We start from the raw sequence: 13521 nt of genomic DNA on the forward strand, positions 1-13521 counted from the left end.
TTATCCTTCAATGGTCAGCGCTTCGTTCACCAGCGCTTCTTGTTGGGCTTTGTGTTGGCTGGCCAGACCCGTTGCGGGCGAGGCCGATGTGGCGCGGCCGGCATAGATCGGCCGGGTATGCTTGGCGCCGATGCGGGACAAGACCCATTCGATGTTGGGTTCGATGAATCCCCAGGCACCCTGGTTCTTGGGCTCTTCCTGGCACCAGACCATCTCGGCCTGTTTGAACCGCTCAAGCTCGTTGATCAGCGAGTGGGCCGGGAACGGATAGTATTGCTCGATCCGCAGCAGATAGACGTCGTCGATCCCGCGCGCATCGCGTTCTTCAAGCAGGTCGTAGTACACCTTGCCCGAACACATCACCACGCGCTTGATCTTGTCGTCGGGCACCAGCTGGGTGTCCGAATTGCCTTTTTGCGCGTCGTCCCACAGCACCCGGTGGAAGCTGGATCCGGTGGTGAAGTCCTCGGCATTGCTGATCGCCAGCTTGTGGCGCAGTAACGATTTGGGCGTCATCAGGATCAGCGGCTTGCGGAAGGTGCGGTGCAACTGACGGCGCAGGATGTGGAAATAGTTTGCAGGCGTGGTGCAGTTGGCGACGATCCAGTTGTCCTGGCCGCACATCTGCAGGAACCGCTCCAGTCGTGCCGACGAGTGCTCGGGGCCTTGCCCCTCGAACCCGTGCGGCAGCAGGCAGACCAGACCGGACATGCGCAACCATTTGCTTTCGCCCGAGCTGATGAACTGGTCGAACATGATCTGCGCGCCGTTGGCGAAATCGCCGAACTGGGCCTCCCACAGAACCAGCGCGTTGGGCTCGGCCAGCGAATAGCCGTATTCGAAGCCCAGCACCGCGTATTCCGACAGCATCGAGTCGATCACTTCGTACTGCGACTGTCCGGCGCGGATGTGGTTCAGGGGATAGTAGCGCTCTTCGGTCTCCTGGTTGATGAAACCCGAATGGCGTTGGCTGAATGTGCCGCGGGTGGCGTCCTGCCCCGACAGGCGTACCGGATAGCCCTCGGTCAGCAGCGACCCGAAGGCCAGCGCCTCGCCGGTGGCCCAGTCAAAGCCCTCACCGGTTTCGAACATCTGCTTTTTGTGCTCGAGAAGGCGACCTACCGTCTTGTGCAGGGCAAATCCTTCGGGCACCGTCACCAGCGCCTTGCCGACCTCGGCCAGCGTGTCCGGCGTGATTGCAGTGTCGCCGCGGACATATTCTTCCTTGTTCTTGTCCAGATGCGACCACCGGCCATCCAGCCAGTCGGCCTTGTTGGGTTTGTAATCCTTGCCGGCCTCAAACTCGTCGTTCAGATGCGCCTGGAAGGCGGCCTTCATGTCCTCGATCTCGCCCTCGGGGATCAGACCGTCCTTGACCAGCCGCTCGGTGTACAGCGACAGCGTGGTTTTGTGGGTCTTGATCTTCTTGTACATGATCGGGTTGGTGAACATGGGCTCGTCGCCCTCGTTGTGACCGAACCGGCGGTAGCAGAAGATGTCGATGACCACGTCCTTGTGGAACTTCTGGCGGAACTCGGTCGCGACCTTGGCCGCGTGCACCACCGCCTCGGGGTCGTCGCCGTTCACGTGGAAGATCGGCGCCTCGACCATCAGCGCGATATCGGTCGGGTACGGGCTCGACCGCGAGAAATGCGGCGCTGTGGTAAAGCCGATCTGATTGTTCACGACGATATGCATGGTGCCACCGGTCTTGTGACCGCGGAGACCGGACAGGCCAAAGCCTTCGGCCACGACACCCTGGCCGGCAAAAGCCGCGTCGCCGTGGAGAAGAATGCCCATGACCTTGCTGCGATCGGTGTCGCCAAGCTGGTCCTGCTTGGCCCGGACCTTGCCAAGAACAACCGGGTTCACGGCCTCGAGGTGGGACGGGTTCGCCGTCAGCGACAGGTGCACGGTATTGCCGTCGAACTCACGGTCGCTGGACGCACCGAGGTGATATTTCACGTCGCCCGACCCATCCACGTCCTCGGGCTTGAAGCTGCCGCCCTGGAACTCGTTAAAAATGGCGCGGTAGGGTTTGCCCATCACGTTGGCCAGGATGTTCAGACGTCCGCGGTGCGGCATGCCGATCACGATATCGCTCAGGCCCAGGGCGCCGCCACGCTTGATGATCTGTTCCATCGCCGGGATCAGCGCCTCGCCTCCGTCTAGGCCGAACCGCTTGGTGCCCATGTATTTCACATGCAGGAACTTCTCAAAGCCCTCGGCCTCGACCATCTTGTTCAGGATCGCTTTACGGCCTTCCCGCGTGAACGAGATTTCCTTGCCATAACCTTCGATCCGCTCTTTCAGCCAGGCGGCCTCCTCGGGGTTCGAGATGTGCATGTACTGCAGCGCGAAAGTGCCGCAATAGGTGCGTTTCACGATCTCGACGATCTGGCGCATGCTGGCCATCTGCAGACCCAGCACGTTGTCGATAAAGATCGGCCGGTCCATGTCGGCATCGGTAAAGCCATAGGTCTTGGGGTCCAACTCGGGATGGTTGGTCGCGGCGCGCATGCCAAGTGGGTCCAGATCAGCGGCCAGGTGACCCCGGATCCGATAGGCCCGGATCAGCATCAGCGCGCGGATCGAATCCAGCACGGCGCGCTTGATCTGTTCGTCGCTTACATCAACCCCTGCCTTGGCGGCCTTTTCCTTGATCTTGTTGCCCGCTGCCTTGGCGTCGACCTCGATCCACTCGCCGGTCAGGGCGCCGGTCAGGTCATCATTCGGCATCGGTGGCCAGTCGGGGCGCGCCCAAGAAGGCCCTTCGGCCTCTTTCTGGACGTCCGGTGCCGCGTCTCCCATCTGCCGGAAAAACTCGGCCCAGGCCGCATCGATTGCGCCGGGGTCCTTGGTGTACTGGGCGTATAGCTGCTCCAGGTACTCGGCATTGTGCCCCTGCATGAAGCTCGAGGCATGGAAGGCAGAATTGGGCGAGTGTTCGGTCATTGGGTTACCTCATATGGGTTGGGACCGTATTTGTTGGTGCCTGGCTGGCTGTGGCGGGACAGCCACCACAGAACCAGGAGGGGCGACACCAGAAGAACAAGCAGTGTCGGAATGACGATCAGCAGCGTGGCGCGCGTGAACAGGATGTCGAGGCTTCCGCCATGCTGGAAGCTTGAGGCGAGGCCGATGCCGAAGACCAGAACGGCAAAAGCCCCAAGGATCAAAAGGATCGGCAGCAGCGCATAGAGACCGTTGCGCCCGGTGTCATGCATGCGCCGCCACGCCACGGCCAGATGCGGAAAGAACACGATCAGCGACACGATGCTCTGCACCGGCTGGCTTGATGTGGCGGTCACCTCGACCGAGCCTTCGGATTGCACGGTCGTGACCCGTCCGAAGAAATGCCAGTCGATGACCGTGGCGATTGCGCTCCAGACCAGAATGAACAGGAAAAAATACCAATACTCGGGGCGAGAGGCCCGCCCCGAGAATGTGAAGTATTTGGAGAAACACGTTTTGACGGCTTCGTTGAAGGTCATGTGTTTCGCTCCGCTGAGGCCAGCCCACGCAAGGGGCCGGCGGTTTACTTGCCGATTGCTTCCAGCACAGCCTCGCCCAGCTGCGCCGGGCTTTCGGCCACGACGATGCCGGCCGAGCGCATGGCTTCGATCTTGTCCTCGGCACCACCTTTGCCACCGGCGACGATCGCGCCTGCGTGGCCCATGCGGCGGCCCGGAGGGGCTGTGCGGCCTGCGATGAACCCGGCAACCGGCTTCTTGCGGCCCTTCTTGGCCTCATCCGCCAGGAACTGTGCGGCTTCTTCCTCGGCCGAGCCGCCGATCTCGCCGATCATGATGATCGACTCGGTCTCGTCATCGGCCAGGAACCATTCCAGCACGTCGATATGCTCGGTGCCTTTGATCGGGTCGCCGCCGATGCCCACGCAGGTGGACTGGCCCAGACCCACATCGGTGGTCTGCTTGACCGCCTCATAGGTCAGCGTGCCGGAACGCGACACGACGCCGACCGAACCGCGCTTGTGGATGTGGCCGGGCATGATGCCGATTTTGCAGGCGTCGGGCGTGATGACGCCGGGACAGTTCGGGCCGATCAGGCGCGATTTGCTGCCTTCCAGCGCGCGCTTCACCTTCATCATGTCCAGAACCGGGATGCCCTCAGTGATGCAGACGATCACTTCCATCTCGGCGTCGATGGCTTCGAGGATCGAATCCGCGGCAAAGGGCGGCGGCACATAGATCACGGTCGCGTTGGCCTCGGTCACGTGCTTGGCCTCGTGCACCGAGTTGAACACGGGCAGGCCCAGATGCTCCATACCGCCTTTGCCCGGGGTCACACCGCCGACCATCTTGGTGCCATAGGCGATGGCCTGTTCAGAGTGGAACGTGCCCTGCGAGCCAGTAAAGCCCTGACAGATCACTTTGGTATTTTCGTCGATGAGGACTGCCATTTGGCGTTCTCCTGTTTTCGGCGGGATCTGACCCGCCAGCATTCATCGGAATGGCGGGCCGCGACCCGCCCTGAGTTATCGGGTTCAGCCTTTGACTGCCTTCACGATCTTCTCGGCACCGTCTTTCAGGTTGTCCGCCGCGATCACGTCCAGGCCAGAGGTGTTGATGATCTCTTTGCCTTTTTCGACATTCGTGCCTTCCAGACGCACGACCAGCGGAACCTGCAGGCCGACCTCTTTCACCGCGGCGACCACGCCCTCGGCGATGACGTCACAGCGCATGATGCCGCCGAAGATGTTGACGAGGATGCCTTTGACGTTAGGATCAGACGTGATGATCTTGAACGCCTCGGTCACTTTCTCTTTGGTGGCGCCGCCGCCGACGTCGAGGAAGTTGGCAGGCTCGGCACCGTACAGCTTGATGATGTCCATCGTCGCCATCGCCAGACCCGCACCGTTGACCATGCAGCCGATCTCGCCGTCCAGCGCGATGTAGTTCAGGTCGTATTTGCTGGCTTCCAGTTCCTTGGGGTCTTCCTCGGTGGTGTCGCGCAGTTCGGCGATGTCGGGGTGGCGGTAGACCGCGTTGCCGTCAAAGCTCAGCTTGGCATCCAGCACCTTGAGGTCGCCACCTTCGGCCACGATCAGCGGGTTGATCTCCAGCATCTCCATGTCCTTCTCGACGAAGGCCTTGTACAGGATGCCCATCAGACGCACGCATTGCTTGACCTGCGCGCCTTCCAGACCCAGCGAGAAGGCGATGCGCCGGCCGTGATACGGCTGGTACCCAGTGGCCGGGTCAACCGAGAAGGACAGGATTTTCTCGGGTGTCGCTGCGGCTACTTCTTCGATGTCCATACCGCCTTCGGTCGAGCACACGAACGAGATGCGGCTGGTCTGGCGGTCCACCAGCAGGGCCAGGTACAGCTCGCGCTCGATGCCCGAACCGGCCTCGATGTAAACGCGGTTGACCTGCTTGCCTACGGGGCCGGTCTGGTGGGTGACCAGCGTGCGGCCCAGCATCTTCTTGGCTTCTTCGGCGGCTTCTTCCACCGATTTGGTCAGACGGACACCGCCTTTTTCACCGGCATCGGCCTCTTTGAAGTGACCTTTGCCGCGGCCGCCCGCGTGGATCTGTGCCTTGACCACCCAAAGGGGGCCGTCCAGTTCACCGGCGGCTGTTTTGGCTTCCTCGGCGCGCAGAACTGCACGTCCGTCGGAGACCGGAGCGCCATAGCTGCGAAGAAGAGCCTTGGCCTGATATTCGTGAATGTTCATCGAAACTGTCCCGTCTGACTGCGATTAGATCGTTATAGGGGTGTCTAGCGGTAAAAATTAAAGGGTTTTCTGCTGCGATCGCGCTATTTGCCGAAGATTTTCAGCATTTGTGATCACACATTTTCGGGGTGTGATCACAAACAAACCGGTGCCAAAAAATGATTCGAGCGAGTCAGAATAGGCTTTGAAAACATATTCGAAGACCGTGTTCGCACCCCGTTTGCGCCAACATTTCCGGTCGCGTTCGAAGCGGCGGGACCGGACCTGCCAGGCCTTCGGGGCTTGGCGCATTCTCGCAGGCTGGCTAGTCTGACCGGGCCTGTGCGGGTCCGGTTGGGTCGGGCAGGTCAAACATGAACAAGCTCCGAGCAGATGACAGTGCCGAACCCAGATTTCCCCGATGTCATGACCTGGATCTTCGACGGATCCGGCAAAGCCGTATCACTGGACGCCGATGAATTTGCCAGCTGGATACCGGCCGGACCGGAGGGGCAGTTCGCTTGGCAACACCTGAGGCTGGAAGCGTCTGGCACGGTTCCCCTTCTACGCGCCGGCGGGCTTGATGAGTTCGTGATCGACGCTCTGACGGCGGATGAGACCCGGCCCCGCTGTACCGTCCATGGCGATGGCGTAATTCTGAACCTGCGCGGTGTGAACCTGCAAGAAGGGCAACCGCCCGAAGACATGATCTCGGTCAGGCTGTGGTTGACTGAGAACAAGATCATCGGTGTCTGGCGCCGCCCCTTGGATGCGGTTGCGGACATGCTGGCGGCAATCGACCGCGGGCAGGCATCGAAATCGCCGGGTGACTTCGTCGCGCGGTTGGCCTTGCGGCTGGCAGATAGGGCCGAACCTGCGATCACCGATCTGAACGAACGTGTGGATGACCTCGAGGAGGCGCTTCTTGAGGCGAATGCCGAGATTTCCCGGGCCGAGCTGGCGGCGATCCGCAGATCCTCCATCGTTCTGCGCCGTTATCTGGTACCCCAGCGCGACGCGTTGACGACGCTCGAGATTGAAGACGTGCCGTGGCTGCAGTCTCACGACCGGTCGCGGTTGCGCGAAGCCTCGGAGCGCATCTACCGGATCGGCGAAGATCTGGCGGCCGTGCGGGAACGGGTTCAGATCATACACGATCAGCTGATGGATGAACGGGCCGAACGTATGAACAGCCGTATGCTCGTGCTGTCAGTGGTCAGCGCTGTCTTTCTGCCGCTGGGCCTGGTGGCGGGAGTGCTGGGGATCAATGTCGGCGGCATTCCCGGCGCCGAAAGTCCGCATGGGTTCTGGGTCGTTTGCGCCTTGCTGGTCGCACTTGGCGGGATGCTTCTGGGCGTTGCCAGGTGGCTTGGGATGTTCCGATAGAACTCGAAGGACCAAAAGAAATGCCCCGCCGGTTGGAGACAGCGGGGCAGGGTGTCATGCGTTTGGCCGGATCTTTGGTGGGACCCAAAGATCCGATCAATGTATCAGGCCAATGAGCTGTCGATGCCCTTGCAGGCCTCGATCAGACCTTTCACCGCGTTGACCGAATTGTCGAAACCGGCCTGCTCTTCTTCGTTGAGCTGGATGTTGACGACCTTTTCGATGCCGCCGGCGCCGATCACGGTCGGGACGCCCACATACATGCCCTTCACGCCCAACTCGCCATCGCAATAGGCGGCGCAGGGCAGAACGCGCTTCTGGTCTTTCAGATAGGCTTCGGCCATCTCGATCGCCGAGGTTGCAGGCGCGTAGTAGGCTGAACCGGTCTTCAGCAGGCCGACGATCTCGGCGCCGCCGTCACGGGTGCGCTGTACGATGGCGTCCAGCTTCTCCTGCGTGGTCCAGCCCATCTTGACCAGATCGGGCAGCGGGATGCCGGCAACGGTCGAATAACGAACCGACGGCACCATCGTGTCGCCATGGCCGCCCAGAACAAAGGCGGTGACGTCCTTCATCGATACGTCGAACTCTTCGGCCAGGAAGTGGCGGAAACGGGCCGAGTCCAGCACGCCGGCCATGCCGCAGACCTTGTTGTGGGGCAGGCCCGAGAATTCGCGCAGCGCCCAGACCATCGCGTCCAGCGGGTTGGTGATGCAGATGACGAAGGCGTCGGGTGCGTTGGCGGCGATGCCTTCACCGACCGACTTCATGACCTTCAGGTTGATGCCCAGCAGGTCATCGCGGCTCATGCCCGGCTTGCGCGGCACACCAGCAGTCACGATGCAGACATCCGCACCGGCGATGTCCTCGTAGGACTGGGTGCCTTTCAGCTTGGCGTCAAAGCCCTCGGACGGGCCGGATTCGGCGATGTCCAGCGCCTTGCCTTCCGGGATGCCCTCGGCGATGTCGAACAGAACGACATCCCCCAGTTCCTTCATTGCTGCGAGGTGGGCAAGCGTGCCCCCGATCTGACCTGCGCCGATCAGCGCGATCTTGGGTCTGGCCATTTGGAATATCTCCGGTCGGTTTTGAAATCGACGGTTTGCTAGTCGTTAAAACGCCGTTGCGCAAGGGTTCTGCAGCGCGGCATGCGACCGCATACCGTTTGCCTGCCCCCCGCCGGTTGCGCTAAACCACCCGCAGGACAAGCCGTTTCGGGGCCGCCGCATGGTCGAATTGAACCTGATGTTTTTTGCCGTGGCGATCCCGGCCGTGATCTTTGCGGGCATCTCCAAGGGTGGCTTCGGCTCGGGCGTGGCCTTTGCGTCCTCATCGATTCTGGCGCTGATCCTTGACCCGGGGCAGGCGCTGGCGCTGATGTTGCCGATCCTGATGGTGATTGATCTGGCAACGCTGCGCCCCTACTGGAAACGCTGGAGCTGGCCCGACGCCCGCTTGCTGATGCTGGGCGCGGTGCCGGGCGTGGTGCTGGGCGCGCTGCTGTACCGGGCGACCGACGAAGACCTGCTGCGCCTGCTGATCGGGGGCATTTCGGTGGGCTTCGTGATCTGGCACGTCGCCCAAACCGGCGGCTGGGTGCGTGGCTTCGCCAACCGCCTGCCGCCCCCGGCCGGGCTGTTCGCGGGGATGGTCGCCGGGTTCACCAGCTTCGTGAGCCACGCCGGCGGCCCGCCCGCTGCCGTCTATCTGCTGTCGCAGCGCCTGACGAAAACCGAGTTCCAGGCCACCACCGTGCTGGTCTTTTGGGTCATCAACATCGCCAAGTTTGTCCCCTATGCCTATCTGGGCATGTTCACCCTGCAGACCGCCTGGGCCGACCTGCTGCTGACCCCCTTCGCCATCCTCGGTGCCTGGCTGGGCGTGCGCGCCCACTGGATGATGTCCGAGCGCCTGTTCTTCGGCATCGCCTACGTTCTGCTGACCCTGACCGGCACGAAACTGATCTGGGACGCGTTGACCTGACCCTCAGGCATCGGGCGGCAGCGCCTCGGCGATCACCTCATAGGCCTCGCCTGCCGCGATCAGGCAGGTCATGCCATCCGGCAAGGTCACGGTGATGGTCCATGTGCCGGTTTCGTCCGAGGCAAAGACTTCCATCACCGCCCCCTGCCGCGCCATGCCGATGCCGCGCCGGGTCTCGCCATAGGTCTCGGCCAACCGCTGCAGCACGTCCGGCCGGGGCGCACAGTTCGGCGACTGCGCCTGCACCTGCTGCGCCGCCAGCACCATGATGCCCAGCCCCATCGTCATCTGAAACAACCACTGATTCATCTCCGGCCCCCTTTGCCTTTTGACTGGACTAAAGCTGCCGGAACCCTCTGCAATTGCGGTAAAACCAACGCGCGTTGCGTCGCATGCTGCAATGCGGCGATTTTGGCCTTGAAGTTTCCGGCAAAAAATGCCCCATTCTGCGCAACTTTATTTCAACGAGAGGTTCCCATGGACCCCCGCCAGCGCCCCTACCGCTCTGTTCTGTATATCCCCGGCTCCAAGGAGCGGGCGCTCGACAAGGCGCGCTCGCTGCCGGTCGATGCCATTATCTTCGATCTGGAAGACGCGGTTGCCGCTGATGAAAAGGACAATGCGCGCGAAACGCTCAAGGCCGCTCTGGCCACAGGCGGTTATGGCCCGCGCGTCAAGATCGTGCGAATCAACGGTCTGGACACCCCTTGGGGTCGCGCCGATGCCGAGGCCGTGCGCCAGATGGATGCCGACGTGGTTCTGCTGCCCAAGGTCAACTCGGCCGCCGACGTGGATGCGCTGGCCGCGATCACCGGCGACCTTCCGATCTGGGCGATGATGGAGACCCCGCGCGGCATGCTGAACGCGGCCGAGATCGCGGCGCATCCGCTGATGGCGGGCTTTGTCATAGGCACCAACGATCTGGCCAAAGAGCTTCAGACCCGCTTCCGCCCCGACCGCCTGCCGCTGATGACGTCGCTGGGCCTGTGCCTGCTGGCCGCCAAGGCCGAGGGGTTGGTGATCGTCGATGGCGTGTACAACGCCTTCAAGGATACCGAAGGTCTGGCTGTCGAATGTGCGCAGGGCCGCGACATGGGCTTTGACGGCAAAACCCTTATCCACCCCGCGCAGGTCGAGACCGCCAACACCGCCTTCGCCCCCTCCGAGGTCGAGATCGACCTGGCCCGCCGCCAGATCGCCGCTTTCGAAGAGGTCGAGGCCAAGGGGCAGGGCGTTGCCGTGGTCGATGGCAAGATCGTGGAAAACCTGCACGTTGTAACTGCCAGCGAAATTCTGGCAAAAGCAGAGGCGATATCAGCTTTGCAAGCGGGGTAAGCCAGCATGGGCTTCGTTCTTCTCATTCTCGGTGTGGCGCTTTGGTGGGCCGCGCATCTGTTCAAACGCCTGATGCCCGCGCGCCGCGCGGCCATGGGCGATGCCGGAAAGGGCGCCGTCGCGGGCGCGCTGGTCCTGTCGATCCTGCTGATGATCTTCGGCTATCGCATGACCGATTACATCCATGTCTGGGCGCCGCCCAGCTTCATGATCCACATCAACAACCTGCTGGTGCTGATCGCGATCTGGATGATGAGCCCTGCCGGAACCAAGGGCCGACTGCTGAACAAGGTGCGTCACCCGATGCTGGGCGGGTTCAAGCTCTGGGCCTTTGCGCATCTGCTGGTCAATGGTGATCTGGCGTCGATCATCCTGTTCGGCGGCCTGTTGACTTGGGCGGTGGTCGAGGTGATCGTGATCAACAAATCCGAGCCCGACTGGACCCCGGGCGAGCCCGGAACGCTGGGCAAGGATGCGATGTTCTTCGTGGCCTCGATCGTGCTGCTGGGCATCATCGGCTACATTCACGGGCTGGTCGGCCCTTCCCCTTTCCCGGGCTAGGCAGGTGATGTGATGGCAAAACTTTATCGACTGCTGACTGAAGAGGACACCTCGGACTTCTGCCACAAGGTGTCCGAGGCGCTGGCCAAAGGGTGGGAGCTGCACGGCTCTCCGGCCTATGCGTTCGACCCGTCCACCAGCAAGATGCGCTGTGCGCAGGCTGTGACCAAGGAGGTCGCGGCCGACTATTCCCCCGACATGAAACTGGGACAGCAATAATGGCAAAGACCAATTCGGGCCGCTTTTTCGAGGATTACTCCATCGGGCAGGTGCTGCACCACGCGGTGCCGCGCACCGTGACGGTGGGCGAGCGCGCGCTCTATCATGCGCTCTATCCCGCGCGCCACGCGCTCTATTCCTCGGACGAGTTCGCTCGGAGCTGCGGCCTGCCGCAAAGCCCGATCGACGATCTGGCGGCGTTCCATGTGGTGTTCGGCAAGACGGTGCCGGATGTGTCGCTGAACGCGGTCGCGAACCTGGGCTATGCAGAGGGGCGCTGGCTGAAACCGGTCTATCCCGGTGACACCTTGCGGTCGGAATCCGAGGTCATCGGCCTCAAGCAGAATTCGAACGGCAAGACCGGGGTGGTCTGGGTGCGCACGCGCGGGCTGAACCAGCGCGACGAGGTGGTCATCGAATACGTGCGCTGGGTGATGGTGCGGAAATCGAACCTTGATGTGCCGGCGCCCGAAACCGTGCTGCCGGACCTGAAAAAAGCGCTGGAACCCGGCGACCTCGTGGTGCCGGGCGGGCTGGATTTCAGCAAATACGACTTTGCTCTGGCCGGTGAACCGCACCGCTGGGGAGACTACCAGATCGGCGAAACCATCGACCATGTCGACGGCGTGACCGTGGAAGAGGCCGAACACATGCTGGCCACCCGCCTGTGGCAGAACACCGCCAAAGTGCATTTTGACCTGACCTTCCGCCCCGATGGGCGGCTGATCTATGGCGGCCATGTGATCTCGATGGCGCGCGCGCTGTCGTTCAACGGGCTGGCCAATGCGCAGATGATCGTCGGTTTGAACGGCGGGGCCCATGCCAACCCTTGTTTCGCGGGCGACACCATCAAGGCGTGGTCCGAAGTGCTGGACAAGGCCGAAACCGGCGTGCCCGGCGTGGGTGCGATCCGGTTGCGACTGGTGGCGACCAAGGGCGGCGAGCCCTTTGCGCTGCGCGGCCCGGATGGAAAATACAGCCCCGACGTCCTGCTGGATCTGGACTATTGGGCGCTGATGCCGACCTGAGCCGGCTGACCCCCACAGTCTTGTGATTCCGACCGGGCCGAACCGTGCTAGGTTCGGCTCATGTGTTTTCTGCGTATCCTTGCTGCTGCACTTTGCTTTGCCCGCCCGGCGCTGGCCTGCGATCTGGCGCTGGCGCTGGCCGTGGATGTGTCCGGCTCGGTCGACAGTTCGGAATACCGCATCCAGATGGATGGCCTGGCGGCCGGACTGCGCGATCCGGTCGTGTCCGAGGCGCTGGTGCGCGGCCAAGCCCGGTTGATGCTGGTGCAATGGACCGGGACCTCGCGGCAGCGGATCACCATCCCCTGGACCAAAATTGACGGGTTCGACGCACTGGATGCGTTTGCCGCAAAAGTGTCTGCCGATCCGCGTGTCTGGCGGAACTTTTCGACCGCGATCGGTGAGGCGCTGGAAATGACCGTGAACAGCTTTCTCGAGGTGCCCGAATGCAAGCGTCACCTGATTGACATCTCGGGGGACGGCGTCTCGAACGAAGGGGTCGAACCCACCGAGATCCGGGACCTTTTGCGCCGTCAGGGGATCACGGTGAACGCAATTGCGATCGAGGAGAGCGAACCAGACCTGACGGCCTATTTCTTTGAAAACGTCATAGTCGGCGAAGGGGCCTTCGTCGTATCGGCTGCCGGTTTCAAGGACTATCCCGAACGGATCCGGAAAAAACTTCTGCGTGAAGTCACGCGGCAGACTGCCGATCTGCGCTGAGCGCGGAAAGATTCGTGATCACATTGCTTGACCCTTGAAAACGCTAACATTGGAGGGTTGGAATGCATTTTGTGATCACGAGAATATTTTGTGTGATCACGTTTCCGAATTATCGACCGAATTGCGGGTGATTTGATCTTTTTTGCACGCGCAGCGCGTGACAGGGTCGCAAAATGGAGTAAAAACTTCGGTAGCCAACCTCAAAAGGAGCCGCCATGGCCGATGTCAATCGGGGGAACCGCCCGCTATCGCCGCATCTGTCGATCTATCGTCCGCAGTTGACCTCTGTCACTTCCATCCTGACCCGGATCACCGGCAACGCCATGTTGGTGGCCGCGCTGTTGATCGTCTGGTGGTTCCTGGCCGCGGCCACGTCGCCCGAAGCCTTTGATCGCGCCAATGGTGTGATCACGTCGCTCCTCGGGGACTTGGTCATGGCACTGTCGCTTTGGGGTCTTTGGTACCACACGCTGGCCGGTATCCGGCACCTGATCTGGGACAACGCGATCGGACTGGATATCCCGACAGCCTACAAGCTGGGCTGGGCGGTTGTGATCGGCTCTTTTGTGCTGACTTTCCTGACACTGTTGATCGTTGCCTGAGGGA

At 61.9% G+C, this 13521-nt stretch carries 14 protein-coding genes; 8 read left to right on the forward strand and 6 right to left on the reverse strand.

Going from position 1 to position 13521, the window contains the following annotated elements; translation table 11 throughout:
• The 4 genes from ACR0DA_RS16355 to sucC all read right to left on the reverse strand — a co-directional run bounded on the left by ACR0DA_RS16355 (position 1) and on the right by sucC (position 5701).
• A complete protein-coding gene (locus ACR0DA_RS16355) occupies positions 1–2955 on the reverse strand; it encodes a 2-oxoglutarate dehydrogenase E1 component (protein WP_170360118.1) in 2955 nt (984 codons plus the stop codon).
• Entirely contained in the window at positions 2952–3494 is a 543-nt protein-coding gene (locus tag ACR0DA_RS16360) for a DUF805 domain-containing protein (protein ID WP_480754923.1), read from the reverse strand. Before ACR0DA_RS16360 ends, ACR0DA_RS16355 begins: the two co-directional genes overlap by 4 nt.
• A gap of 44 nt (positions 3495–3538) precedes the next feature.
• On the reverse strand, positions 3539–4423 hold the full coding sequence (gene sucD / locus ACR0DA_RS16365; RefSeq protein WP_170342204.1) for a succinate--CoA ligase subunit alpha: 885 nt from the start codon (positions 4421–4423) through the stop codon (positions 3539–3541).
• A gap of 84 nt (positions 4424–4507) precedes the next feature.
• Positions 4508–5701 carry an ADP-forming succinate--CoA ligase subunit beta gene (gene sucC, locus ACR0DA_RS16370; protein WP_093963486.1) on the reverse strand — a complete coding sequence of 398 codons (1194 nt, stop codon included), beginning with the start codon at positions 5699–5701 and terminating at the stop codon, positions 4508–4510.
• A 372-nt stretch (positions 5702–6073) separates the two neighbouring features.
• On the opposite strand from sucC, the gene ACR0DA_RS16375 reads away from it, so the two are divergent.
• The gene (locus ACR0DA_RS16375) at positions 6074–7066 is read left to right on the forward strand and encodes a zinc transporter ZntB (RefSeq protein ID WP_480754925.1); all 993 of its coding nucleotides are present in this window, start codon (positions 6074–6076) and stop codon (positions 7064–7066) included.
• A gap of 104 nt (positions 7067–7170) precedes the next feature.
• Here the strand turns inward: ACR0DA_RS16375 and mdh are convergent, their stop codons facing one another.
• Positions 7171–8133, reverse strand: coding sequence for a malate dehydrogenase (gene mdh / locus ACR0DA_RS16380; RefSeq protein WP_170342201.1), 963 nt, complete (start codon positions 8131–8133; stop codon positions 7171–7173).
• A 160-nt stretch (positions 8134–8293) separates the two neighbouring features.
• Between mdh and ACR0DA_RS16385 the strand changes: the two genes are divergently transcribed.
• Positions 8294–9049 (forward strand): sulfite exporter TauE/SafE family protein, encoded by a 756-nt coding sequence (locus ACR0DA_RS16385; protein ID WP_480754927.1) that lies wholly within the window; start codon positions 8294–8296, stop codon positions 9047–9049.
• Positions 9050–9052: 3 nt separating this feature from the next.
• On the opposite strand, the gene ACR0DA_RS16390 is transcribed toward ACR0DA_RS16385, so the two are convergent.
• Positions 9053–9358 (reverse strand): hypothetical protein, encoded by a 306-nt coding sequence (locus ACR0DA_RS16390; RefSeq protein ID WP_170456480.1) that lies wholly within the window; start codon positions 9356–9358, stop codon positions 9053–9055.
• A 168-nt stretch (positions 9359–9526) separates the two neighbouring features.
• Here ACR0DA_RS16390 and ACR0DA_RS16395 point away from each other — a divergent pair, with 168 nt between their 5' ends.
• The 6 genes from ACR0DA_RS16395 (at position 9527) to sdhC (ending at position 13517) form a co-directional block, all read left to right on the forward strand.
• Positions 9527–10384: an HpcH/HpaI aldolase/citrate lyase family protein gene (locus tag ACR0DA_RS16395; protein ID WP_480754929.1), complete on the forward strand. Its 858-nt coding sequence runs from the start codon at positions 9527–9529 to the stop codon at positions 10382–10384.
• A 6-nt stretch (positions 10385–10390) separates the two neighbouring features.
• A complete protein-coding gene (locus tag ACR0DA_RS16400) occupies positions 10391–10945 on the forward strand; it encodes an NnrU family protein (protein WP_480754931.1) in 555 nt (184 codons plus the stop codon).
• A gap of 12 nt (positions 10946–10957) precedes the next feature.
• Entirely contained in the window at positions 10958–11164 is a 207-nt protein-coding gene (locus ACR0DA_RS16405) for a DUF1737 domain-containing protein (RefSeq protein ID WP_170343327.1), read from the forward strand.
• Positions 11164–12192 (forward strand): MaoC family dehydratase, encoded by a 1029-nt coding sequence (locus ACR0DA_RS16410; RefSeq protein WP_480754933.1) that lies wholly within the window; start codon positions 11164–11166, stop codon positions 12190–12192. Before ACR0DA_RS16405 ends, ACR0DA_RS16410 begins: the two co-directional genes overlap by 1 nt.
• Before the next feature lie 60 nt (positions 12193–12252).
• On the forward strand, positions 12253–12915 hold the full coding sequence (locus tag ACR0DA_RS16415) for a DUF1194 domain-containing protein (RefSeq protein WP_480754935.1): 663 nt from the start codon (positions 12253–12255) through the stop codon (positions 12913–12915).
• A gap of 215 nt (positions 12916–13130) precedes the next feature.
• Positions 13131–13517 (forward strand): succinate dehydrogenase, cytochrome b556 subunit, encoded by a 387-nt coding sequence (gene sdhC, locus ACR0DA_RS16420; protein WP_170343324.1) that lies wholly within the window; start codon positions 13131–13133, stop codon positions 13515–13517.
• Positions 13518–13521: the final 4 nt, after the last annotated feature.

It is taken from the genome of Ruegeria sp. CI8 (assembly GCF_056536865.1).

What these genes read in the sequence shown, in the direction of transcription:
- ACR0DA_RS16355 (WP_170360118.1), bottom strand. Translation starts at nt 2,955, where the DNA reads ATGACCGAACACTCGCCCAATTCTGCCTTCCATGCCTCGAGCTTCATG.
- ACR0DA_RS16360 (WP_480754923.1), bottom strand. Translation starts at nt 3,494, where the DNA reads ATGACCTTCAACGAAGCCGTCAAAACGTGTTTCTCCAAATACTTCACA.
- sucD (WP_170342204.1), bottom strand. Translation starts at nt 4,423, where the DNA reads ATGGCAGTCCTCATCGACGAAAATACCAAAGTGATCTGTCAGGGCTTT.
- sucC (WP_093963486.1), bottom strand. Translation starts at nt 5,701, where the DNA reads ATGAACATTCACGAATATCAGGCCAAGGCTCTTCTTCGCAGCTATGGC.
- ACR0DA_RS16375 (WP_480754925.1), top strand. Translation starts at nt 6,074, where the DNA reads ATGACAGTGCCGAACCCAGATTTCCCCGATGTCATGACCTGGATCTTC.
- mdh (WP_170342201.1), bottom strand. Translation starts at nt 8,133, where the DNA reads ATGGCCAGACCCAAGATCGCGCTGATCGGCGCAGGTCAGATCGGGGGC.
- ACR0DA_RS16385 (WP_480754927.1), top strand. Translation starts at nt 8,294, where the DNA reads ATGGTCGAATTGAACCTGATGTTTTTTGCCGTGGCGATCCCGGCCGTG.
- ACR0DA_RS16390 (WP_170456480.1), bottom strand. Translation starts at nt 9,358, where the DNA reads ATGAATCAGTGGTTGTTTCAGATGACGATGGGGCTGGGCATCATGGTG.
- ACR0DA_RS16395 (WP_480754929.1), top strand. Translation starts at nt 9,527, where the DNA reads ATGGACCCCCGCCAGCGCCCCTACCGCTCTGTTCTGTATATCCCCGGC.
- ACR0DA_RS16400 (WP_480754931.1), top strand. Translation starts at nt 10,391, where the DNA reads ATGGGCTTCGTTCTTCTCATTCTCGGTGTGGCGCTTTGGTGGGCCGCG.
- ACR0DA_RS16405 (WP_170343327.1), top strand. Translation starts at nt 10,958, where the DNA reads ATGGCAAAACTTTATCGACTGCTGACTGAAGAGGACACCTCGGACTTC.
- ACR0DA_RS16410 (WP_480754933.1), top strand. Translation starts at nt 11,164, where the DNA reads ATGGCAAAGACCAATTCGGGCCGCTTTTTCGAGGATTACTCCATCGGG.
- ACR0DA_RS16415 (WP_480754935.1), top strand. Translation starts at nt 12,253, where the DNA reads ATGTGTTTTCTGCGTATCCTTGCTGCTGCACTTTGCTTTGCCCGCCCG.
- sdhC (WP_170343324.1), top strand. Translation starts at nt 13,131, where the DNA reads ATGGCCGATGTCAATCGGGGGAACCGCCCGCTATCGCCGCATCTGTCG.